This is a genomic window from Streptomyces albus subsp. chlorinus, assembly GCF_013302895.1.
GTDB classification, from domain to species: Bacteria; Actinomycetota; Actinomycetes; order Streptomycetales; family Streptomycetaceae; genus Streptomyces; species Streptomyces chlorinus.
Genome location: NZ_VJOK01000001.1, coordinates 2,176,340 through 2,196,738, shown reverse-complemented (window position 1 = coordinate 2,196,738; position 20,399 = coordinate 2,176,340). Strand labels below are relative to the sequence as shown.

The window sequence follows — 20,399 nt, the reverse complement described above, 5'->3', positions numbered from 1 at the left end:
CCGGCCGGGTCCGGCTGCGGCGCCGGCGGCTCGGGAGCGGGCGGCGGGACCGGTTCCGGCCCGGGAACGGGACCGGGGCCCGGCGTGGGACCCGGCGGCGGGCCCGGCGGCACCGGTCCGGGCGGTCCCGGCGGAACCGGCTCCGGCTGGGGAGAGGGCTCGGGCTGCGGCTCGGGCGGCACGGGGTGCGGCGAGGGCTCCGGGTGGGGCTCGGGCGGTGGTTGGGGCACGGTGCCGGCGGGCGGCCGCAGCCGGAAGTCCTCCGCGCCGGCCGTGTCCGGTCCCGGCACGTGCGCCACCGTGGCGTCCGGGTCGTGATCCCGGCCCCGGCCCCCGTCCCCTCCCTGGTCCCGGCTCCGATCCCGGTTCTGACTCCCGTCCCGGTCCCGGTCCCGGTCCCGGTCCCGGTCCTGGTTCCGGTCCCGATCGCGGTCCGGGGACGTCTCCTCGGCGGTGTCCGCGTCCCGTGCGGAGGTGCGGCGGCCACCTTCCGCCTCGTCGACGGAGATGCCGAACTCGGTGGCGAGGCCGACCAGCCCCGTGTCGTAGCCCTGGCCCAGGGCACGGAACTTCCAGCCGTCGCCGCGCCGGTACAGCTCGCCGCAGACCATGGCGGTCTCCGAGCCGGTCTCCGGCTCGATGTCGAAGCGCGCGAGCAGCTGCCCGCCCTGTCCCGCGCCGGTCGCGCCGTCGGAGGCTCCCGCGGCTCCCGTGGCGCCCGCTCCGGCGGACGCGTCGTGCAGCAGCAGGCGCAGCTCGCGGACGTCGGCGAAGGTGCCGCCGTCGGAGGAGGCGGCCAGCAGGACGCGGTCGACGGAGTCGTCCAGGGCGGAGAGGTCGGCCTCCACGGAGTCGCGCAGTCCCTCGGGCTCACGCCGCTTGGCGAGGTGCCGCACCAGCCCGGAGGGGTGGCGTGGCTGGTTGTAGAAGACGAAGTCGTCGTCCGTTCTGACCTGGCCGTCGGGACCGAGCAGCAGCGCTGAGGCATCGACATCCGGCACACCGGCGCCGGGCGCCCAGCACAGCACGGCCCGCACGGCCGTGGCCTCCAGCTGGATGTTCGACCCCTTCGTCATCGCGTGCGTCATGTCTTCATCCTGCCCCTGTTGCGGTGCCCGCGACAACGCGGGACGTGACGGCGGCGCGCCTGCCACGCCCGTGCCGGGTTCCCCGTCACGGGCCCCGCACCCCTGGGTCACGGTCCCAGAGCCCCTGTGTCACTGGCCAGGAGCCCTGTCGTGCTCCCGGAGCCTCTGTGCCTCGGGCCCGCGCTCCTGTGTCGCCGATCCGGAAGGGCTGGTGTCGCCGGTCCGGAAGGGCGGGTTTCGCGAGTCCGTATGGGCTGGTGTCGCGAGTCCGGAACGGCTGAGCCGCGGGTCCGGCCTCCGTATGTCGTGGACCCGCCATCCCCGCGTCACGGACCCGCCATCCGCGGGTCGCCGGCCGGCTCCGCGCAGGTCGGCGGCTCGTCATCCGGTGGTGCCGTCCGGTGCCGAGCCGGGAGCTGGGGAACTCCTGACCGACCCCCGTACGTACGATGAGCAGCCGTGCGGCCGCCGCGGCGGGTCCGCGGGCGGACCGGACGGCCGGCCGTGCGACGGCCGCCAGATCGCGAGAACGGTGAGACGGGGACTTCCATGCGGCATTTCCGGCAGCTGACGCCTGAGCGCCTTGGTGCGCTCTTCCACCGCCCGCCGGCGGAATTCACGCCGGACGCGCCCGCCAGAACCCTCTCCGTCGCGCTCGGCGCCACGCTCTACAGCCCCGCTACCCGTCCCGCGCTGGCCGAGGATGTGCGCAAGCAGGCCGCCCGCGGAGTGGTGTCGATGGTGCTGTGCCTGGAGGACTCGATCGCCGACGGCGAGGTGGCCGCGGCCGAGGACAACCTCGTGGGCCAGTTCGAGCTGCTCGCGGAGGGCGGGGCGGAGGACGAGCTGCCGCTGCTCTTCGTACGGGTGCGTGCCGCCCGGCAGATCACCTCCCTGGTGCGCAGGCTCGGCCCGGCCGTGCGGCTGCTGACGGGGTTCGTGCTTCCCAAGTTCACCGAGGACCACTCGATGCCGTTCCTGGAGGCGCTCACCGAGGCCGAGTCCGCCTGCGGCCGGCGGCTCTTCGCGATGCCTGTCCTGGAGTCGCCCGAACTGCTCCACCTGGAGACCCGCACCGAGACGCTCGCCGGCATCGTCCGGACGCTCGACAAGTACCGCGAACGGGTCCTCGCGCTGCGGCTGGGGGTCACCGATTTCTGCTCCGCCTACGGGCTGCGCCGCACACCCGACATGACGGCGTACGACGTGCAGATCGTCGCCTCCGTCATCGCGGACGTGGTCAATGTGCTGGGCCGCGCCGACGGCACCGGGTTCACCGTGACCGGACCCGTGTGGGAGTACTTCCGCCCGCCGGAGAGGATGTTCAAACCGCAGCTGCGCGCCAGCCCGTTCCGCAGCGGCCGCGCCGAGGACATCCGCGCCGCGCTGATCGAGCACGACATGGACGGACTCCTGCGCGAGATCGAACTCGACCGCGCCAACGGCCTGCTGGGCAAGACCTGCATCCACCCCTCGCACGTGGCGCCCGTGCACGCGCTGTCGGTCGTCAGCCACGAGGAGTTCTGCGACGCGACGGATGTGCTGCGCCCCGAGCGCGGCGGAGGCGGAGTGGTGCGCTCCGCGTACACGAACAAGATGAACGAGGTGAAACCGCACCGGGCCTGGGCCGAGCGCACGCTGCTGCGCGGCGAGGTCTTCGGGGTGGCCCGTGAGGGCGTGAGCTTCGTGGAACTGCTGGCGGCGGGAGTCAAGTGAGCGGGAACGTACGGCACATGGTCGGCACACGGGACGCGGGCGGCCCGGCCGATGGAGAGAGCCCGGCCGTGGAAGACGGCCCGGTCGTGGGTGAGGGCCTGGCCGTGAAAGACGGCCAGGCCGTGGACGAGGGCCCGGCGGTGGGTGACGGCCCGGCGGTGGGTGACCGCGCGGCGGCCGTGTGGCCGGGGACGTGGGTGGCCGAACGGCTGGGCGTCCAGCTGACCGACCCCGGCATGCGGGATCTGCTCGGGCTCGCGCTGCGGCGCAACCCCAAGCGCGCGCATCTGCTGGTCTCCACCGTCCTGGGCAAGCATGTGCCGCAGCGCCCTTCCGTCGTCCTCGGCGCGGGCCACCGGCTGGGGGAGCGGGTACGCGCGCTGCTCGGCGCGCGGGAGGCGGCGCGCGCCGTCGTGCTGGGGTTCGCCGAGACCGCCACCGGCCTCGGCCTCACCGCCGCGCACGGTATGGGCAGCCGCGCCGGAGCCCTGCACTCGACGCGGCGGCGGGTGGCGGGCGTACGGCCGTTCGGCGGTTTCGAGGAGGAGCACAGCCACGCCACCTCCCACCTGCTGCTCCCCGAGGACCCCGGCATACTGCGCGGGGACGGGCCGCTGGTGCTGGTGGACGACGAACTGTCCACCGGCAGGACCGTCCGCAACACGGTGGCTGCACTGCACGCCGTCCACCCCCGCGACCGGTACGTCGTGGCCGCGCTGGTGGACACGCGGGGTGAGGCGGACGTGGCCGCGCTGGAGAAGTTCGCCGCCGAACTGGGCGCCCGGGTCGACGTCGTGGCCCTGGCCCGCGGCCGGGTCGGCCTCCCGGACGACGTGCTGGAGCGGGGCCGCGCACTGGTCGAGAGGCACGGTGCCGGCACCGGTGCCGCCAGCGCCGGAACCGGAACCGGGACCTGGACCTGGACCGGAACGGAGCCTGGCGCCGGCACTGGAGCGGAGCCCGGCACCTGCGCTGGAGCGGAGCCCGTTGCGGACCGGGAGGGCTCCGGTGCGGTACCGCGGCAGGTGAGCCGCCCCGGCCGGACGGGGCCTCGCGGCGCCATACGGCGCGTCGACCTCTGCTGGCCGGAGGGGCTTCCGGACGGTGCCCGCCACGGTTTCGGCCCCCGCGAGCAGACGCGACTGGAGGCCGCCCTGCCCGGCATGGCCGAGCGCCTGCTCACCGCACTGGGCCCCGAAGCGGGAACGGTCGGCGCCGAAGCGGGAGCGGTCGGCCCCGAAGCGGCAACGGTCGGCGCCGAAGCGGGAACGGACGGAACCGCAATCGGAGCGGACCGCACCGAAGCCGGCACGAAGGAGACCGCACCAGCCGGCGCGAAGGAGGCCGCACCGGACCGGACCGGCGCCGGAACCGGTCGCGCGGGGGCCGGGCGTCCGCCGCGCGTACTCGTCCTCGGCAACGAGGAACTCATGTACGCGCCGCTGCTCCTCGCCCGCGCCCTGGAAGAGCGCACCGAGGGGCGCGCCGAGATCCTCTTCTCCACCACGACCCGCTCGCCGGTCCTCCCGGTCGACGACCCCGGCTACGCGATCCGAACCGCCCTGCGCTTCCCCGCGCACGACGTACCCGAAGCGGACGGTGCGCGGGACGCACGCAACGCTGCCCCCACGCCCAACGCTGCCCCCACGCCCAACGCTGCTCCCGCGGGCGACGCTATCCCCACGGGCGACGCAGCCCCCACGAGCGACGCCCCCGCCGGGCCCGGCGAGCGTTATGCCTACAACGTGGCGGGCCAGGGCTTCGACGCCGTGGTCGCCGTCGTGGACAGCGTCGGCGACACCCCCGCGCTGCACGCCCCCGGCGGACTGCTCGACCAGCTCGCCGGGTGCGTGCCGACGGTGCTGCTCGCCGTCGTCCCGGCGTACGCGCCCGAGCGGGACGCGGGCCGGCCCCGGCCGCCGCAGCCGCTGTACGGTCCCGCCTTCTCCTCGTACCCGCGCGAGGACGTCGCCTGGCTGCTGCGCGACCTGTCCGACGTGGCGCTGGAGGCGCCGACAGAGGAGCGTGAGGAGGCCATCCAGGCGGGCGGCGCGCACTACGCGGAGTCGCTGCCCGTCGAGTACCAGCCCTCGCCGGAGTACCAGCGCCTCTTCCACAGCGCGCTGGACGCCTCCGCCGAGCGGCTGGCCCGCGCGGTCGGCACGGTGACCGAGACGGTGCTGGCCGAGCGCGGACCGCGTCCGGTACTGGTCTCGCTGGCGCGGGCAGGGACCCCCGTCGGCGTCCTGATGCGCCGCTGGGCGCGACAGGCGCACGGTCTGGACCTGCCCCACTACGCCGTCTCCATCGTGCGCGGACGGGGCATCGACACCAACGCGCTGGCCCATCTGGCCGCCCACCACGACCCGGCCGACGTCGTCTTCGTGGACGGCTGGACGGGCAAGGGCGCCATCACCCGCGAACTGGCCGAGGCGCTGGCCGCCCATCCCCGCTTCGTCCCCGAGCTGGCGGTGCTGGCCGATCCCGGCTCCTGCGTGAGCACGTTCGGCACCCGCGAGGACTACCTGATCCCCTCCGCCTGCCTCAACTCGACCGTCTCCGGGCTGATATCCCGCACCGTGCTGCGCGCCGACCTGGTGGGCCCGCACGACTTCCACGGCGCGAAGTTCTACCGCGAACTGGCCGGCAGCGATCTGTCGCGGCACTTCGTGGACACCGTGGCCGGCCACTTCCCGGCCGTCCGTCAGGCCGCGCTCCGCGACGCCGCCGCCCTGGCCACCGCCGACCGCACCCCCACCTGGGCGGGCTGGCGCGCCGTGGAGGAGATCAGCGAGGCGTACGGCATCGGGGACGTCAACCTGATCAAGCCGGGCGTCGGCGAGACGACCCGCGTCCTGCTGCGCCGCGTTCCCTGGCGCGTCCTGGCCCGGCGCGGCGCCGGCGCCGACCTCGACCACGTACGGCTGCTGGCCCGGCAGCGCGGCGTCCCCGTCGAGGAGACCGACGACCTGCCCTACAGCTGCGTCGGCCTCATCCACCCCCGCTACACGCGCGGCGCCACCGGCGCCGACGGAAAGGCCGCCCGGTGACGCCGCCCCCCTCTCCCGAGCCCCCGGCCGCCGGGCCCGCCCTGGTCGCCAGCGATCTGGACCGCACCCTGATCTACTCGGCCGCCGCTCTGGACATGACCATGCCCGACGAACGGGCACCCCGGCTGCTGTGCGTCGAGACGTATGAGCACCGCCCGCTGTCCTTCATGACGGAGGAGGCGGCGGCGCTGCTGGCCCGGCTCGCCGCCCGCACGGTGTTCGTCCCCGCCACCACACGCACCCCCGAGCAGTACCGGCGCGTCCGCCTGCCCGGCCCGCCGCCCCGCTTCGCGGTCTGCGCCAACGGGGGGCATCTGCTCGTGGACGGGGTCAGCGACCCGGAGTGGCGCGAGCGGGTCCGCGAACGGCTGACCGGGTGCGCCCCGCTGGAGGAGGTCCGCGCCCACATGCTGTCCCGGGCCCGGCCCGCATGGCTGCTCAAGGAACGCGTCGCCGACGGCCTGTTCGCCTACCTGGTGGTCGAGCGCGCCCTGCTGCCCGGCACCTGGGTCGAGGAGCTGGCCGACTGGGCGGCCCCGCGGGGCTGGAGCGTCTCCCTCCAGGGCCGCAAGGTCTACGCGGTCCCGCAGCCCCTCACCAAGAGCGCCGCCGTGGCCGAGGTCGCCCGCAGAACGGGGGCCGGCCGCGTCCACGCCGCCGGCGACTCCCTCCTGGACGCCGACCTCCTCCAGGCCGCCGACCTGGCCTGGCGCCCCTCCCACGGCGAACTCGCCGACAGCGGCTGGACGGCGCCCCGGCTGCGGATCCTGCCGGAGCGGGGGGTTCTCGCGGGGGAGCGCATCCTGCGGGAAATGACCACCGAACTGCCCACCGCCACCCCGGCCCCGGCTCAAGACCCGGCCCCGGCCCCGGACCTGCCCCGGCTCCATACTCGGACCCTGCCCCCGGGTCCGGATCCTGCCCCGGCTCCGGACCCGGCCTTGGGTCGGTGAGGCGGGGCCTCTCGCCTGAGGTGCAGCCGCATCCGCATCCGCAGCCCCTCACCCGCGGTGAGGTCGGCGCGGCCGACGGTGCACCTGGTGACCGCTCGCGGCCCGCGACGGCCGACGGCGTCGCCCAGCCGACGGCAGACGTCGGCGCCTAGTCGTCGCGAGAGCCGCCCGGCGTCCCAGGTGCCCGGCCCTCCATGTCCGCGCCGTCCGCCGCGCGGCCGTTGCAGGCCGCCCGGTTCTCGTGGGCCGCACGGTCCCCGTGGGCCGCCCGGTTCTCGTGCGCCGTACTGTCCCCGCGGTCGGCTGTCCCGTGGCCGCCGTACAGGGAGGCGCGGCGGCGGAGTTCCTCGCCGCGTGCCTGGGCCTGCGCCTGCTGTTCGCGCAGGTCGCGGGCGCGGCGGGCGCGTTCCACCTCGTCGGGGTGGCGCTGCTGCCAGTAGGGGTTGTCATGGGGCAGGGCGCTGCCCACCCTCCCGTACATCCCGAAGACGAGCAGCAGCAGTCCGACGGCGAAGCTGAAGAGAACGTTCTGCAACTCGAAGGCCAGGAAGTTCCAATCCCTCTCCAGCAGGGCCAGATTGACGAAACCGCTCAGCAGGAACAGGCACCCGAGGGTGATGTTGAGGCTTGAAGCGAAGTTGCCGCCGCGCACCATGCCGGCGAACAGCAGCAGGCCGACGAGAATGGAGAGGACGCTGAGCGCCCCATTGGTGTTGAGGCCGCCCACCTGGGCGCCGCCGGTGTCGAAGAAGCCGATGTTGTGCGTGAGTCCCAGGACGCCGAAGGCGGTCAGGATCACCCCCACGAGTCCGGCACCCACCCGGTAGATCCGGCTCAGCTTGTGGTGCACCGGCATGTGCTCGTCCAGGACGCGCCGCCCGCGCGGCAGCCGGAGCAGGTGCCGGAGGGTGCGGGGAGGGGACGCGGCCACGGGGGCCTCCTCGGGACGACGGCGGCACTCGGCTCTCCTTCCTCCAGCATCCGCCCGTCACGGCGCCGCCTCAACAGGGCGTCGGCAGCCGACGGGCAGCATCCGCGCACGGAGGCATCCGCTGCACGGCAGCGTCCGCGTACGGGGGTGTCGGCCACGGCGGCATCCGCGCACGGCAGTGTCCGCGTACGGAGGCAGCGGCGCATGGCAGCGTCCGCGCACGGGAGTGTCCCGCACGGCAGTCTCCGAGTACGGCAGCGTCTGCGTACGAGCAGACCGCGCCGGAGCCCCGCACGGCCGCCGCGGGCACCCCGCACGGCCGCGGGCACCCTGAACAGCCGCGGCCTCCCCGCGCGGATGGCGGCCCGGACGGCCGGAGGCCCCGCGGGGGCGGACTGCCATCGGGGTCTGGACGGCCGGAGGCCCCGCGCGGGCGGACCGCCGGGTCGGGCGCTCGCGGTCCTCACGGTGGGGCGCTGACGGCGGGGCGCTCACAACGGGGCGCTCACGGCGGGGTGGTCAGGACGCGCCGGCGCGCTCCTGGCGTATCCGCTCCACCACCTGCTGCACCGTCTCCCGTACCGCGTCCAGCTCGGTGAGCAGGTGCCAGTAGTCGGGGTGGCGGCCGGTCAGTGAGGCGACGGCGCGGTCGACCCGCTCCACCGCGTGGTCCAGGGGCTGCGCGTGCCGCGGGTCGGGGGTGCTGCGCCCGGCCATCGCGAGGCGCTGCGCGTCGCGGATGGCGAACCGGGCGCGGTCGACCTCCGGGGTGGGGTCGAAGGAGACCTCGTTCAGCCGCCGCAGCCGCTCCCCGGCGGCCTTGACCGCCTCGTCGGTGGTGTTCAGCAGTGCCCGGACGGTGGACAGCAGCGCGATGGCGTCCGGCCAGCGCTGCTCGTCGCGTGCCGCGCGGGCCTCCCGCAGCTTCTCGCCGGCCTGCTTCGCCGTCCGTTCGGCCTGCCGGGGGACGTCCTGGAGGTCCTGCCAGCACGCGATGCTGAAACGGCGCCGCAGCTCGCTGAGGACCGGCTCGACCTGCCCGGCGCGGGTCTGCAGCGCCTCGGTGCGGGTCCGCAGCGAGGCCAGCCGCTTGTCTATGTCCGCGGCCTTCTGCGGCAGCCCCTCCGCCTCGGCGCGGACGGCCTCGGCCTCCCGTACGACACGGTCGGCGCGCCGCAGGGTGTCCTGCACCCCGTGGGTGCCGGCGCCCTCGTTGAGCTTGGTCAGCTCGGGGGAGAGCGCGGCCAGCCGCGCCGCGAGGTCGTCGGCCTTGAGGCCCTGGGCCCGCACCGCGTCGAGTGCGCCGGTGGCGGCCAGCAGGGACTGCCGGGCCCGTTCCACGGCGGGTGCCAGGCGGGCCAGCTCGTTCTCCGCGCGGGTCAGCAGCGGGCCGAGGCTCCGCGCGAACCGGTCCAGCTCCCCCTTGACCCGCTCCAGCTCCTGCCGCGCCCGGTCCAGCTCGGCGCGGGCCCGGGAGGCCGCGGCGCCGTCGAGGTCGTCGCGGTCGAGGTCGTGGGCGTCGACGGTGGTGATGTAGTCGTGGCTGACGGCGTCGATGCGGCTGCCGAAGTCCGCGAAGTCCGCCGCGGCCTTCCGGCCCGCCGGGGTGGAGTCGACCGCGGTGATCGTCTCGATGGAGATGCGCAGGTCCCGCTGGGCGGTGTCCAGCTCATAGAAGGCGGCTGCCGCGGCGTCCTTCGCGGCCTGCGCGTCGGCCCGCAGGTGCTCCGCACGGCCACCGCCCCAGCCCCAGCGGCGAGCGCCGCCGTTCATCGCCGCCACGAAACCTCTCCCCGTATGTGCCTGTCGCTCATCGACCGATGGTCATTCTCCCACCTGAGGTCAACGAACACACGAGCCGGAACGTTCGCACCCCGCCCCTTCAGCCCCCGTGTTTGCACCCCCCGGCGCCGGTCGGGGTACGCTGTCGTCTCATCACTTTCCGGGGCGCATAGCTCAGCGGTAGAGCGCCTGCCTTACAAGCAGGATGTCACTGGTTCGATCCCAGTTGTGCCCACACCGTAAACGCAGATCAGGGCCCCTCCGAAACGATCTCGGAGGGGCCCTGACGCGTGGTGCGTGACTATGTGCGTGACTACCGGTCCAGGAGAGGCCCCGGACAGTAGCCGAAGCAGCTCAGCGGGCGTATGCCCAGACCAGCCCGATGACGACCACCAATGCGATGAACCACAGCGGAGTCCCTGTTTTGGTGAAGCGACCCCTGCTGTCCCTCGGTGGCAGCCTTCTCGCCATGTCCACCCCCTCTGTTCGCAGTGGTTCGAGAGTGGACGCGGCGCGGGGGCGGCAACAAGACTGCATATCAGCCGATGTCGGGCAGGTTAGCTGACCTTGGTCTTTGTCTGAAAATCTCATCCATAGCCATGGCGCCACTCTGGATTACCGGCCGGATCTGCTTCCGATAAACGATCTCTGTAACGGTTGTGCTGCGGTGCCCGACCAGCCGGGAGATCTCCTCCAGCGGTACGCCGCTGTCAGAGAGCAGCGAGACGAAGCTGTGCCGTAGCTCTCGGGGCGTCCATTCCGAGGGATCAAGACCGGGGACATCACGCAGGACGGTTCGAAAAGCGCGACGCACATTGCGGGCCTGTAGCTCCGTCCCTACACGTGAAGCGAAGACGAGTCCGTGCTCCTGCCACTTTGCGCCTGCCCTCTTACGCTGCTGCTCTTGCCACTCCCGGTGAAGTGTCAGGGCTTCCACGCACCGCGCTGGTAGCGCCAGGGTGCGCCTTGACTTCCGGGTCTTCGTGTCGGCTCCGGCGCGCACGGAACGCCACACTGCGATGTATGGCGGTACAGACGGCTCCGCATCCGGCATGCCTTGCAGGTCGACGTGATCCCAGGTAAGAGACCGCATCTCCTCTGTTCTTGCACCAGTGAGGAGTGAGACAACCACGTAGGCATGCAAGGACCTGCCCTCTGCTGCGTCCAGCACTGCATGCGCCTGCGCGAGCGTGAGAGCCTTGGACGGACGGCCCGGCCGCCCTGTCGGCACGCTGCACAGCTCCACCACGTTGCGCTTCACCTTGTCGCGAGCCATGGCGCGTTTCACCGAGCGGTTCAGACACGAGTGCAGGATACGAAGGGTGCGGGTACTCAACGAGGTTGATTTGGCGGCAAGCCACCGGTCAACGTCATCAGCGCTCAGCTCCCGTACTTTCTTGGCGCCTAGCTCCGGGATCACGTGGTTTCGGCAAAACCCGGTGTAGTCCTCCACCGTTTTGGCGTCGCGCCCCGAAAGCCCGTAGGCCAACCAATCGTTCACCACGTCAGCCACGGTGATGTCACCAGGACCTATCGCCAGTCCATCCTCGTGATCGCGCAACACCTCCTTGAGTTTGTCTTTCGCCTCAGTCTTGGTGCGTCCGCTGCCGCGCTTGACGATGCGTTTACCTGAGCCGTCGTAGCCGAGACTCGCCGTCGCGATCCAACGTTGGCGCTTGTCGTCCCAATGGAGGCCCCCGTCGCCCCGGCTTCGCCGCTTCGTCATCAGGCCACCTCCCCCACGTTCATTCGCGACATGAGATAGGCCCGCACCGCCTGAGCTGGGATTCGTCGGCTGCGGCCGATCGTCAACGAGGGCAACTCCTTGGTACGGATCAGGTCGTAAACCTTGGTACGGCCGAGCTTGAGAATGGCCGTGACTTCGCGAACGGTCAGGAGCTCGTCAGTCATCCCAGCCCTCCAAGTCGTCAAGGTCCGTCAGGGCTTCACGGGCGATCTCGCGGTTCAGTCGGATGTCCTTTGCGATCGATGCGGCGAGCCAGGATTCGCCAGGGGTGTGGCCGTGGCCGGCGTAGGTCCAGTGGGCGAGGGTGAGCGTGGTCGTCTCTTCGGTCGCGTCGTCGGGGTCGGGGAGGCCGAGGGCTTCGCGTTGCTGGGCGGCGCGGTAGTTGGCGCGGGTCTGGCGCAGGGCGCCGAGGGTGGTGGAGTAGCGGCGGGACTTGGTGGAGAAGTGACCACGGAAGCCCAGCATGTGTGCCCAGTCGCGCAGTCGGCGGTCCGGGTAGACCTGGTGCAGGTTGAGGCATGTGGCGATCAGTCGGGCGGTGTGCTCGGGGATGTCGAGCAGGGCCAGGGCTTCTTTGTTGCCGATGCGGCGGTCCACGGTGCCGGTGGTCTCGGCGGCCTTGGTGGCGTACTTGGCCACGTAGGAGGCGACCGCTTGTTCGGTGAGGTCTTCGCCGTTGCCGAACGCGCCGATGGGTTGGATGTCGATCTGCTCTCCCCAGCGCAGGGAGCGGGCCGGCTGGTCGTGTTCGGGGGCGGCGTCGAGGGTGACGACGGCGCGGGCGGCGGCGGCCCGGATCGCTGCGTCGAGGAGTGGCAGGGTGGCCCAGTGCGGGGGCGGGGTATCGGGGCCGTCCGGTCCGTCGAGTCGGATGACGGCGTGGAAGTGGACGGCGCCGCGCTTCTGGTACTCGGCGACCTTGCCGAAGGAGACGCGGCACTGTTCCCGGGCAGCCTTCTGGGTGAGGCCGGCGCGGGCGGCGATCTCACGGCGGAGGTAGATCGTGAAGCGCTGCCACAGGGCGGAGGCGTGGTTGTTCCACAGCACGGCGCCCGCGTAGTCGTAGGTGTCCGGGTCCAGGGGTGTGCCCAGGGCCGGGTCTATTTCGGTGTGGCGGGTGCCGCAGCGGCAGGGCCGGTTGCCGGGCCGGTTGTGGACCGGGCCAAACGACGGAGCGGTGAGCGTGGTGAACACCCGGGGGTGGTCCCGGACGGTTTCGGGGGTGCCTTTGGCGGGATCGCCGGTCAGTCCGGCCCGGATGAGGTGGAAGGTGTCGCCGGCGTAGGTCCAGGCGCAGGCCGGGCAGCGGGAGGCGCGGCGATTGCCGCAGGCGATGCGCAGCCGCCCGCCGGGCTCCGTGTCGGTGCTGTAGGAGTGGAGAATTTCGCCGGTCGCACGGTCGCGGGTGACGGTGCCGCCGGCCAGGTGAATGGGGTCGGCACAGCCGCCGGTGCGGCGGACCTGTTCTTGCCAGCGGTCGAAGCCGGGAGACCCGGCCACCCTCAGCGCGTCGGCGAGGGTAGCCGGGTTCACCGGGGCCGCCGGGGTGACGGAGGCAATCACGTGATCACCCCTTGGCGGCCGAACCGTGTACAGGGCCGTGGTTGGCCTCCCAGCCGGCGACCAGGAGACGTACCTGTTCGTCACCGGTGGCGGTGGCCGAGGCGCCGCAGTGGCAGACAGCGGAACCGGTGGCGGGCTCGTCGGGTGCGGGCTTGCTGACATGCAGGCCCGGGCGGTCCGGGGTGGGGGTGAGATCCGTCAAGGTCGTCACCGCCCGGACCGTGCGGCAGCCGGGGCGGTGGTGTGGGTGCCGGTGCCCCGGCAGGCGGGGCAGGTGACGGGCAGGGTTCGGCGGGTGCCGTCCACGTGGCGGGTACCGGTGTCGATGTGGACGGTCGAAAAGCCGTCGCAGTCTCCGCAGCGGCGTACGCGGGCAGGGGTGGGCTGGGTCATGATGGGTGGTGTCCTTTCGGGTCCGTTGGATCGGGAAGGTCGGTAGGCGTCCGGGGCGGCGGATACTTGGCGGTTGAGGCCGCCCCGGAGGCCGTTTACTTGCGGTAGCGCCGGGCCCTCTTGGCTCGCGGGGGGCGCTTGGCGCGCTGGCGGGATGAGCGGGCGGTGATCTGTCGGCCCTTGCTCTTGCCGGCGCGGTTGAAGGAGTAGCTCAGCCCGCAGGTGGCGGACAGGACCGCGACGATGGACGCGGCAACGACCTGCACCACGTACGCGATCACGAGCAGCACCACGACCGTGCCGACGATGACGGTCAGCGCCAGCAGGATCGGCCCCCGGTAGTTGCGGGGCGCTTCCTGGACGATGACGACCTTCCGCAGGTCGGTGCCGGGCGGCATCTGCCGGTACAGCTCGGTGGGGATGTGCCCGGCGCGGAGTTGCTCCTCGGGCAGGTGCATGACAGATCAACCTCTTTTTAGGGATTGCAGCGGTGGGTGCGAGCGGCGAGTTCGGCGGCCGAGCGGTCGCGGTAGTCGGCGGAGAATCCGCAGCCGGGGGCCGTGCAGGCGGCGGTGTGCTTGGTGCGGCCCCGGCCGTCGTAGTAGGACCCGACCTGGACCGGACCGATGCGGCGCACGTCGAAGAAGCGGTTCGGACGAGCCATTCGCTCAGCCCTCCCTTCGCAAACCGCCGGGGAAGTCCGTGGCGATGCGAGCGTTTTCGGCGGGCGAGTTGGGCAAGTGCTCAGCTTCCTCAGCCAACAGGGAGGCAAGGCCCGGGTTTCCAGCCGCCCTCTCATCGTGCGAGGCAGCCAACAGGTCTGCGCGAGTGATATTCGGCTTGGCCATTGCAGTACTCCTTTCAGTTCAGGCGAGTTGGGCGGCCAAAGCGTTGGCCAGCGGTTCGGGGACACCGAGCCGGGCGCGGAGTGTGGCGGTGTCGATGTCGGTCCCGGTGCGGGTGCGGTGCTCGGTGGCGAGCTTGCGCGCGTGCTCGACCAGCGCCGGCGGAACACCCGGCGGCGGCTCGACCACCTGCTCCGGTTCGGGTGACAGCGGGGGCTCCAGTTCCTTGGACTTCTCGGGCTCGGGCTCGGGCAGGGAAGCTGCGGGGACCGGTGGCGCCGGATCGGGCGCGGGTGCCGGAGCGTCGTCCTCGACCGCTGGCGCCGGTGCGGGCTCGCGCGGTGCGGCCGTGTGGACGAGGAGGGTCCCGCCGAGGAAGGCCAGGGCGGGCCAGCCGGCGACCGTGATGCGCAGCCAGGCGGATACGGCTTCCAGGTCGAGGAGTCCGGCGGTGGCGATGTTCGCGCCGAGTGAGGCGACCAGCGCGACGAGGAACCAGCACCATGCCGCCTTCTTGTCTCCGCCGGCGCGCAGGCGTCGCCAGGCAGCCACCAACAGCAGATCGACCGAGACGGGGTAGGCCCATGCCTTCCACCCGTCCTGTCCCGCAGCGGCGGCCAGGTCATGCAGGTGAGCGAAGGACAACGCCCCGGCAATCACGGCTTGGACGAGTACGGCGTCCACGCGGATGGAGCGGATCATCTCTTCACCTCCTTCCGGTTCTTGGCATGGAGCGGGTAGGGACTCGGCGCGAAGGCGGTCGCGCCGACCGTGGAGCGGGAAGAGGGGATTACTCGGTGACCGGGACGAGTACCGGCGGGGTGTCCTCGTGCGGGCCGGGCTCGGCCGGGGTGACGGGATGGAAGGGGGCGAGGAAGGCCGGTTCCGGGGTCAGGTCGGCGTACTGGCGGCAGACCGCGACGGTTTCGCCGGTGGTCGTGTGCGGGGTGCGGATGCGGGACCAGCCGCCCGAGGTGTCCCCGGCAACAGCCGTTCCGGGCCGGTCCGGCCGGATCTTCGTCACCGCCTGGAGTGCGTCCGGGGCGATGTCCTTGAGCCCCATCTCAGCCGTCTGGAGATCGTTGACGCGGTGGACAACGCGGCCGGTGAGCTGAGCGCGGAGCATGGTCGCGCCCTTGCCCAGCTCGGAGCCGAAGCGCTGCCCGCACACCTCCAGATAGATGCCGACCGCGCGGGCCATCTGCGCCAGTCGCACCAGGTGCTGCACCATCCGATCCCGCCGTTCCTCATCCTTCTTCGCCGAGACGAGGAACAGCTCCGCCACCTCATCGATCAGCACCACCAGCGGGACCGGCCGCACCTCGTCAGGCAGTTCCCACAGGTCCGAGACGCGGTAGGTGCTCAGCAGGTCGAAGCGCTCTTCCATCTCCCCGACCAGCGCCTCCAGCAGTTCGGAGGCGATCTGAGGAGTGGTGGCCAGAGCGGACAGGCGGGGTGCGTAGCGGGACTGTTCGACACCGCGCTTGCAGTCGATGCCCACCAGCCCGACCGGCAGGTGCGCAAGACCCTTGATCAGGTTGCGTTGGTACATCGACTTGCCCGACTGGTTGGCGCCCAGCGTCAGCGCCATGGGCACCTGACGGTAGTCGCGGTAGAAGACCGTGCCGTCCTCCCGCAACGCGACCGGCACCACCAGCGAACCCGGCTCCCGCGCCTTGCGCCGGCGGGGCAGCTTGACCCGGCTCAACACGTCATAGCCGGTCATGCGCAGCTCGACCACGCCGGGACGGGACTCGACCACGGTCACCGACTGCACACCCCAGGCATGCCGCAGCCGCTCGGAAGCCGCCGCCACATCGGCCGGTTCCAGTCCGGCCGGCAACCGCAGCGAAACCCGCAGCCCCGTCGAAGAGGGGCGCACCCGCCGCACCTTCGCCGGAACCGGACGCACCTCCCGACGGGCCATGTTCCGGGTGACGAACGCCCGCATCCCGGAGGGCTGCACCGTCAACCCGCAGACCTCCATCGTGGAACGGTAGGTCCACGCGAAGCGGCCCCAGGTGACCGGCAGACCCACCACCGACCAGTACACGCGCGGGACGCGCGCCTTCGCGTAGCCGAGTCCGCCGACGCCGGCCGCAAGCGATGCCACCTCGGTGACAGTCACCAGGTCCGACATGCTCAGGCTCCGGTGGAGATCGCGATGGCGCGGAAGGCGATGCCGTGCCGCTTCTGGCCGTTGAACTCGTTCTCCCAGTCCCGCGCCTTGAGCCCGGTCACCGAGACCGGCATACCCGGCGCGAGCCCCTCCGGGATACCCGTCTCCGGCACGGTCACCTGGTAGACGTTCGCCTCTCCCTCGTCGGAGACCATCAGGCCGATCGTCGAGAGGCCCGCACCGGTCTCCCGGTCCATCGCCCGCTCACCTGTCTTCTTGTTCGCCATCTTCGGTTCGGGCACCGTCGCGACGAACACCGCAGCGGTCGAAAGGTCGATCTTGAAGGACGGCATGGATGTCTCCTCTCACACGAGGCCGCCCCCTGTGAGCAACCTCTCTAGAGATGACTCCATGGAAGCGTGCCTCTCTAGAGATGTCAACGCATCTCTAGAGATGTTGTGATGAGGGGTCCGCATAGCTGCACAAGAGAGATGTGGGAGGTACCCCCTAAGCTGTCTAGAGAAGAGAGGAGGGGTCGCCATGGCCACCCAGGGCAACGGACGCCAGCCGAAGTACCAGCGCATTGCTGATGCGCTGCGGAACGCGATCCAGGCCGGCGAGTACGGCCCAGGTGATCGGCTGCCAGGAGAGAACGACCTCATGGCCACGTACGACGTGGCTCGGATGACCGCACGGCAAGCACTGGGAGTGCTGCAAACCGAAGGGCTGGCTGAATCCCGCAAAGGGTCGGGTGTCTTCGTCCGTGACTTCAAGCCGCTGCGACGTCGCGGCATTCAGCGCTTGTCCCACGAGCAGTGGGGGACGGGACGTTCCATCTGGTCTGCGGAGACCGAGGGGCGCAACGTCGTCGTTGATCAGATCGAGGTTACGGAAGCCGAGCCGCCGGAGAGGGTGGCGGGCGTCCTGGGCCTTGAGGCAGGTGCGCAGGTGTGCGTGCGAAACCGTCGCTTCGTGCTCGATGAGAAGCCTGTTCTTTTGGCAACCTCTTACCTGCCTCTGGATCTCGTGGCCGGTTCCGCGATCACCCAGAGGGACACCGGTCCCGGCGGCATCTACGCACGTCTCGCGGAGCTGGGGCACAAGCCCGTGCACTTCCGTGAGGAGATCCGATGCCGTATGCCGTCCCAGGACGAGGCGAACCGTTTGAGCCTGTCCATGGGTACGCCCGTCGTCCTGGTCTGCCGTACGGCGTTTGCCGACGAGGGGCACCCGGTCGAGTTCAACGAGATGACCCTCGACTCCGCGTCCTACGTACTCGAATACGACTTCGATGCGTAGCTGACCAGGGCTGTTACAACTTTCCCTACTTCATCAAGGCTCGCTGCGCTCGTGGAGGTGGGAGGAGACCCCTTCGGGGTTCCTTCCCGGGGCACGGCCATGGAGGCGGTTAGATGCCGGCGAAGGGCAGCAACGCGCCGAACCGGACCGAGCCCGTCACGACCATGGAACTCGAACTCTGGCACGGGGGAACCGGTAGGCCTCACCGGTCCTGAGTGATGGGTCTTCCCGGTTCGCGTCCGGGGTGGGGGCTCTTGCCCTGTCGGGCATCCGGCGCCGGCGACCAATCGGCTTTTGCAGCCGCCGCTACGGGCTACACCACGCCGGCCCGTACAACGGGCCGGCGCGGGCTCGGGGCTCGGGGCTCTGCTCCTGCCTTCGGCCCGCGCCGCCCCGGCCCCGGCCCCGCGCCACCCAAGGGGATGCCACGAGGTAGCCCGCTTCACGCTTTGGCACGCCTTGAGAACATCGCGCCGGACCGAGCGCTGAGACACACCCCGACCGCAGCACCAACACCCCACCACGAGCGGACGCGCCCCCCGAGAACCCCGACCCGTCGAGACACCAGGACAACGGAGCAGGAACCGGCCCGGGGAGCGCACCGCCCGCGGGGGCAGGCCACCGAGGCGCGCGGGAAGGTGAAGGGGTGGGAGAGGTGGGTGGTGGGGCGGTCGGCTCCGAGACTTTAAGGTCTGCCGACCTGCGGGGCCCCTCCGAGAGCAAGAAAGGGGGCCGAGTGCCTGCTTCGCACGGTGAGGGCGGTAGCCCTCTCCATTGGAACAAGTGTAATGGCCCCCTTTCATGCTCTCGCCCCACAGATCACCAGACCTCAAACTCTCTCCACCGACCTTACGCTGACACCCGGGCGCGGGTGAGTGACCAACTGCGTGACAACGACTGCGGACGACCGCGAACAACCGCGAACTTCGGGAGACAGTCACAGCAGGTCAGCGCCGCTACTAGCTCTGATCCGAGGCTTTCCGGAACTGCCTTACAAGCAGGATGTCACTGGTTCGATCCCAGTTGTGCCCACCGGCCTAAGTAGCAGGTCAGCCTAGGTAAACGGCCCTCGTCGCGGTATACGACGGGGGCCGTTTCTTGATCGCAGTCCACATAGAGTCCACATCCCCACGGCGTGAACGCCCCACGCAGCGCGATTTGTTGACGCACAACACGTGATCTTGAGGTGGAGAAGTCCTACAGCGGGACGCCAGAGGGGGACCCGGCGCCGCTCCCCACGGCGCACCAGATTCCAGCCCTCGGTTTGGCCGCGGCTGTCCGTCGGGGAGGACGGCGCCGTGGGCGGCCCCCCGCCGTTCAATGCTCGGCGGGGGGCTTGCGGTGCACACTAGGCCGCCCCGCACCCGATCGGATGCGGGGCGGGACGCCATGAACTCGGTTTGACCGAGTCTTGGCGTCTAACGGTCGGCCCTTGGCGGATTCCAGTACACCAGGGCGACCGCTCCCATGCCCCGAGCGGTTCGGCCGTCATTCCTGGCCGCTCGGGGCAGTCTGAGGGCATGTGCCACGGGCAACTATTACCGTGCGCAAACAGTCACAGACGGACAAGTGCTTTAGCAGGAAATCACTCGTTCGATTGAATTCGAACATCGACCCTTTGTTGATCGAAAACTGTCACACCGAGTGGCACTGACACCCGCTCATGATCACATCAGCGTGAGTGGGTGCACGAGAGAGCCGACGCCGAACGCCCCGACTGGCTCACTCAGCAGCGCCTCGATGTTGGCCGGCGCATCCGGGATGCCCGCCTGTGGGCCAACTTCTCGCAGGAGCAGCTGGCGGAGCGGATCGGTGCGGAGCGGCGCACCATCGTGCGCATTGAGCTGGGCATCACGAGCCCGCCGCTGGACCGGCTCTTGCAGATCGCTCACGCTCTCGGCGTTCTCCCGGCCTCTCTGCTCCCGGACGCCTGACAGCGGAGCCGGGCCCTGGCCGCCTGCGATGCGGGAGACACGGGCGGCCAGGGGCGATCACTGGCTAGCCGATGGCAGGCTGGCCGGAGCCGCTACATGTGCGGTTCGTGCCGGTCTCCTGGTGGTTCGGCATTGCCTCTCCTGGGTCTACCGAGGCCACTGCCCCGCACACCGGGCAGGAGCCGAGCCCGCACTCGGCGGGGTCGTACCGTCGTGCGTGTGGTGCTCGCATGGTCACCTCCGACGGATGAAGGCCGCGCGCGGGTCACACCAGCAGCATGTGCACCTTGCTGCCGTCGTGGAATTCCACGCCCAGCCCGGGATTCTGAGACTGCTCGTCGTACGCGTAGGCACGCGACAACTCCTTGTTGCCGGTGCCCGCCAGGACCGCCGCCAGGAAGGCCGCGGTCTGCCGGTCCCGCACACCCGCGGGCGCGGGCCGGGGCTCAACGGGTGCCGACGGCTCGCCCAGCACGGGCTCCTCCGGCTGGTCCAGGTCCTCGCCCATCACGCGCACGCGGGTGATGGCGTGCCGCACGGTGCCGCCCGTGGCGAGCGTCAGCTGGATGCCGTGCGGGCGCCGGGTGCCGTCCGACCATGGCTCTGCGGAGACGATCTCCGGGGCCTGGCGGTAGGCGTCGAGGGCGAAGGTCTGGAATCGGTCGATGCGCATGTTGTGGATCTTCCTCGTGTTTCGGGCGGCGATCTGAGCTTAGGGACGTTGTCGCCTCCTCGATGAGGGGTCGGGGCAATGGCCCGCCCTCCGGCCGTCAAGCCGAACGTGCGGAGGCTGGGGCTGTCAGTCCGTAGCGCCGCGCGTTGTAGGCGTCGGCGCGCGCCTCCAGGCGGCGGATGCACGGCTCACAGGCGTAGATGGGAGCGGTCCCGTGAGCGTGGCTGTGCAGTGGCCCGAGCCACAGCACCCACATGTCCGGGCTGTCGCACATCCAGCAGTCACCGGTGACCCATTGCCGCTCGT

Annotated in this window: 20 protein-coding genes and 1 tRNA gene; 6 read left to right on the top strand and 15 right to left on the bottom strand. The window is 71.2% G+C overall.

Annotated elements, in window-relative coordinates:
• On the bottom strand, positions 1–1,088 hold a 1,088-nt coding region (locus FM076_RS33595; protein ID WP_243274403.1), incomplete at its 3' end, for a TerD family protein.
• Between the two features lie 549 nt (positions 1,089–1,637).
• Between FM076_RS33595 and FM076_RS09890 the strand changes: the two genes are divergently transcribed.
• From FM076_RS09890 to FM076_RS09880, 3 genes are all read left to right on the top strand, one after another.
• On the top strand, positions 1,638–2,804 hold the full coding sequence (locus FM076_RS09890) for an HpcH/HpaI aldolase/citrate lyase family protein (protein WP_173869526.1): 1,167 nt from the start codon (positions 1,638–1,640) through the stop codon (positions 2,802–2,804).
• Positions 2,805–3,040: 236 nt separating this feature from the next.
• Complete coding sequence (locus FM076_RS09885; protein WP_173874639.1) at positions 3,041–5,854, top strand: phosphoribosyltransferase domain-containing protein; 2,814 nt, start codon at positions 3,041–3,043, stop codon at positions 5,852–5,854.
• A complete protein-coding gene (locus FM076_RS09880) occupies positions 5,851–6,807 on the top strand; it encodes an HAD family hydrolase (protein WP_428814781.1) in 957 nt (318 codons plus the stop codon). Before FM076_RS09885 ends, FM076_RS09880 begins: the two co-directional genes overlap by 4 nt.
• Positions 6,808–6,955: 148 nt before the next feature.
• On the opposite strand, the gene FM076_RS09875 is transcribed toward FM076_RS09880, so the two are convergent.
• Both FM076_RS09875 and FM076_RS09870 read right to left on the bottom strand, forming a co-directional pair.
• Positions 6,956–7,738 (bottom strand): DUF4383 domain-containing protein, encoded by a 783-nt coding sequence (locus FM076_RS09875; protein WP_428814780.1) that lies wholly within the window; start codon positions 7,736–7,738, stop codon positions 6,956–6,958.
• A 519-nt stretch (positions 7,739–8,257) separates the two neighbouring features.
• On the bottom strand, positions 8,258–9,511 hold the full coding sequence (locus tag FM076_RS09870) for a hypothetical protein (RefSeq protein WP_173869525.1): 1,254 nt from the start codon (positions 9,509–9,511) through the stop codon (positions 8,258–8,260).
• Between the two features lie 172 nt (positions 9,512–9,683).
• Here FM076_RS09870 and FM076_RS09865 point away from each other — a divergent pair.
• Positions 9,684–9,755: transfer RNA gene (locus FM076_RS09865), tRNA-Val, on the top strand.
• 303 nt (positions 9,756–10,058) lie between these two features.
• Here the strand turns inward: FM076_RS09865 and FM076_RS09860 are convergent.
• The 10 genes from FM076_RS09860 to FM076_RS09815 form a co-directional block, all read right to left on the bottom strand.
• Complete coding sequence (locus FM076_RS09860; RefSeq protein WP_173869524.1) at positions 10,059–11,246, bottom strand: site-specific integrase; 1,188 nt, start codon at positions 11,244–11,246, stop codon at positions 10,059–10,061.
• Entirely contained in the window at positions 11,246–11,431 is a 186-nt protein-coding gene (locus FM076_RS09855) for a helix-turn-helix domain-containing protein (protein WP_173869523.1), read from the bottom strand. Before FM076_RS09855 ends, FM076_RS09860 begins: the two co-directional genes overlap by 1 nt.
• Positions 11,424–12,827: a replication initiator protein RepSA gene (gene repSA, locus FM076_RS09850; RefSeq protein ID WP_173874636.1), complete on the bottom strand. Its 1,404-nt coding sequence runs from the start codon at positions 12,825–12,827 to the stop codon at positions 11,424–11,426. The genes FM076_RS09855 and repSA overlap by 8 nt, the downstream gene beginning before the upstream one ends.
• Positions 12,828–12,834: 7 nt before the next feature.
• Positions 12,835–13,032: a hypothetical protein gene (locus tag FM076_RS09845; RefSeq protein WP_173874637.1), complete on the bottom strand. Its 198-nt coding sequence runs from the start codon at positions 13,030–13,032 to the stop codon at positions 12,835–12,837.
• Between the two features lie 5 nt (positions 13,033–13,037).
• On the bottom strand, positions 13,038–13,223 hold the full coding sequence (locus FM076_RS09840; RefSeq protein ID WP_173869522.1) for a hypothetical protein: 186 nt from the start codon (positions 13,221–13,223) through the stop codon (positions 13,038–13,040).
• A 95-nt stretch (positions 13,224–13,318) separates the two neighbouring features.
• Positions 13,319–13,681 (bottom strand): hypothetical protein, encoded by a 363-nt coding sequence (locus tag FM076_RS09835; RefSeq protein ID WP_243274402.1) that lies wholly within the window; start codon positions 13,679–13,681, stop codon positions 13,319–13,321.
• A gap of 17 nt (positions 13,682–13,698) precedes the next feature.
• Complete coding sequence (locus FM076_RS09830; protein WP_173869521.1) at positions 13,699–13,887, bottom strand: mobile element transfer protein; 189 nt, start codon at positions 13,885–13,887, stop codon at positions 13,699–13,701.
• 202 nt (positions 13,888–14,089) lie between these two features.
• Positions 14,090–14,770: a DUF2637 domain-containing protein gene (locus FM076_RS09825; RefSeq protein ID WP_173869520.1), complete on the bottom strand. Its 681-nt coding sequence runs from the start codon at positions 14,768–14,770 to the stop codon at positions 14,090–14,092.
• 88 nt (positions 14,771–14,858) lie between these two features.
• Positions 14,859–16,208: an FtsK/SpoIIIE domain-containing protein gene (locus FM076_RS09820; RefSeq protein WP_173869519.1), complete on the bottom strand. Its 1,350-nt coding sequence runs from the start codon at positions 16,206–16,208 to the stop codon at positions 14,859–14,861.
• Between the two features lie 2 nt (positions 16,209–16,210).
• Positions 16,211–16,540: a hypothetical protein gene (locus FM076_RS09815; protein ID WP_173869518.1), complete on the bottom strand. Its 330-nt coding sequence runs from the start codon at positions 16,538–16,540 to the stop codon at positions 16,211–16,213.
• A 187-nt stretch (positions 16,541–16,727) separates the two neighbouring features.
• Between FM076_RS09815 and FM076_RS09810 the strand changes: the two genes are divergently transcribed.
• Both FM076_RS09810 and FM076_RS09805 read left to right on the top strand, forming a co-directional pair.
• Entirely contained in the window at positions 16,728–17,486 is a 759-nt protein-coding gene (locus tag FM076_RS09810) for a GntR family transcriptional regulator (RefSeq protein WP_173869517.1), read from the top strand.
• Positions 17,487–19,171: 1,685 nt separating this feature from the next.
• The gene (locus FM076_RS09805; protein WP_173869516.1) at positions 19,172–19,420 is read left to right on the top strand and encodes a helix-turn-helix domain-containing protein; all 249 of its coding nucleotides are present in this window, start codon (positions 19,172–19,174) and stop codon (positions 19,418–19,420) included.
• A 265-nt stretch (positions 19,421–19,685) separates the two neighbouring features.
• Here the strand turns inward: FM076_RS09805 and FM076_RS09800 are convergent, their stop codons facing one another.
• Positions 19,686–20,093: a hypothetical protein gene (locus FM076_RS09800; protein WP_173869515.1), complete on the bottom strand. Its 408-nt coding sequence runs from the start codon at positions 20,091–20,093 to the stop codon at positions 19,686–19,688.
• A gap of 97 nt (positions 20,094–20,190) precedes the next feature.
• Positions 20,191–20,399, bottom strand: a 209-nt coding sequence (locus tag FM076_RS33140; protein ID WP_207730267.1) for a hypothetical protein, incomplete at its 5' end; no start/stop codon positions are given.

Bases quoted from the DNA above. Each gene is read 5' to 3' on its own strand.
- FM076_RS09890 (WP_173869526.1), top strand. From the start codon at position 1,638: ATGCGGCATTTCCGGCAGCTGACGCCTGAGCGCCTTGGTGCGCTCTTC.
- FM076_RS09885 (WP_173874639.1), top strand. From the start codon at position 3,041: ATGCGGGATCTGCTCGGGCTCGCGCTGCGGCGCAACCCCAAGCGCGCG.
- FM076_RS09870 (WP_173869525.1), bottom strand. From the start codon at position 9,511: ATGAACGGCGGCGCTCGCCGCTGGGGCTGGGGCGGTGGCCGTGCGGAG.
- FM076_RS09860 (WP_173869524.1), bottom strand. From the start codon at position 11,246: ATGACGAAGCGGCGAAGCCGGGGCGACGGGGGCCTCCATTGGGACGAC.
- FM076_RS09855 (WP_173869523.1), bottom strand. From the start codon at position 11,431: ATGACTGACGAGCTCCTGACCGTTCGCGAAGTCACGGCCATTCTCAAG.
- FM076_RS09840 (WP_173869522.1), bottom strand. From the start codon at position 13,223: ATGACCCAGCCCACCCCTGCCCGCGTACGCCGCTGCGGAGACTGCGAC.
- FM076_RS09835 (WP_243274402.1), bottom strand. From the start codon at position 13,681: ATGCACCTGCCCGAGGAGCAACTCCGCGCCGGGCACATCCCCACCGAG.
- FM076_RS09830 (WP_173869521.1), bottom strand. From the start codon at position 13,887: ATGGCTCGTCCGAACCGCTTCTTCGACGTGCGCCGCATCGGTCCGGTC.
- FM076_RS09825 (WP_173869520.1), bottom strand. From the start codon at position 14,770: ATGATCCGCTCCATCCGCGTGGACGCCGTACTCGTCCAAGCCGTGATT.
- FM076_RS09820 (WP_173869519.1), bottom strand. From the start codon at position 16,208: ATGTCGGACCTGGTGACTGTCACCGAGGTGGCATCGCTTGCGGCCGGC.
- FM076_RS09815 (WP_173869518.1), bottom strand. From the start codon at position 16,540: ATGCCGTCCTTCAAGATCGACCTTTCGACCGCTGCGGTGTTCGTCGCG.
- FM076_RS09810 (WP_173869517.1), top strand. From the start codon at position 16,728: ATGGCCACCCAGGGCAACGGACGCCAGCCGAAGTACCAGCGCATTGCT.
- FM076_RS09800 (WP_173869515.1), bottom strand. From the start codon at position 20,093: ATGCGCATCGACCGATTCCAGACCTTCGCCCTCGACGCCTACCGCCAG.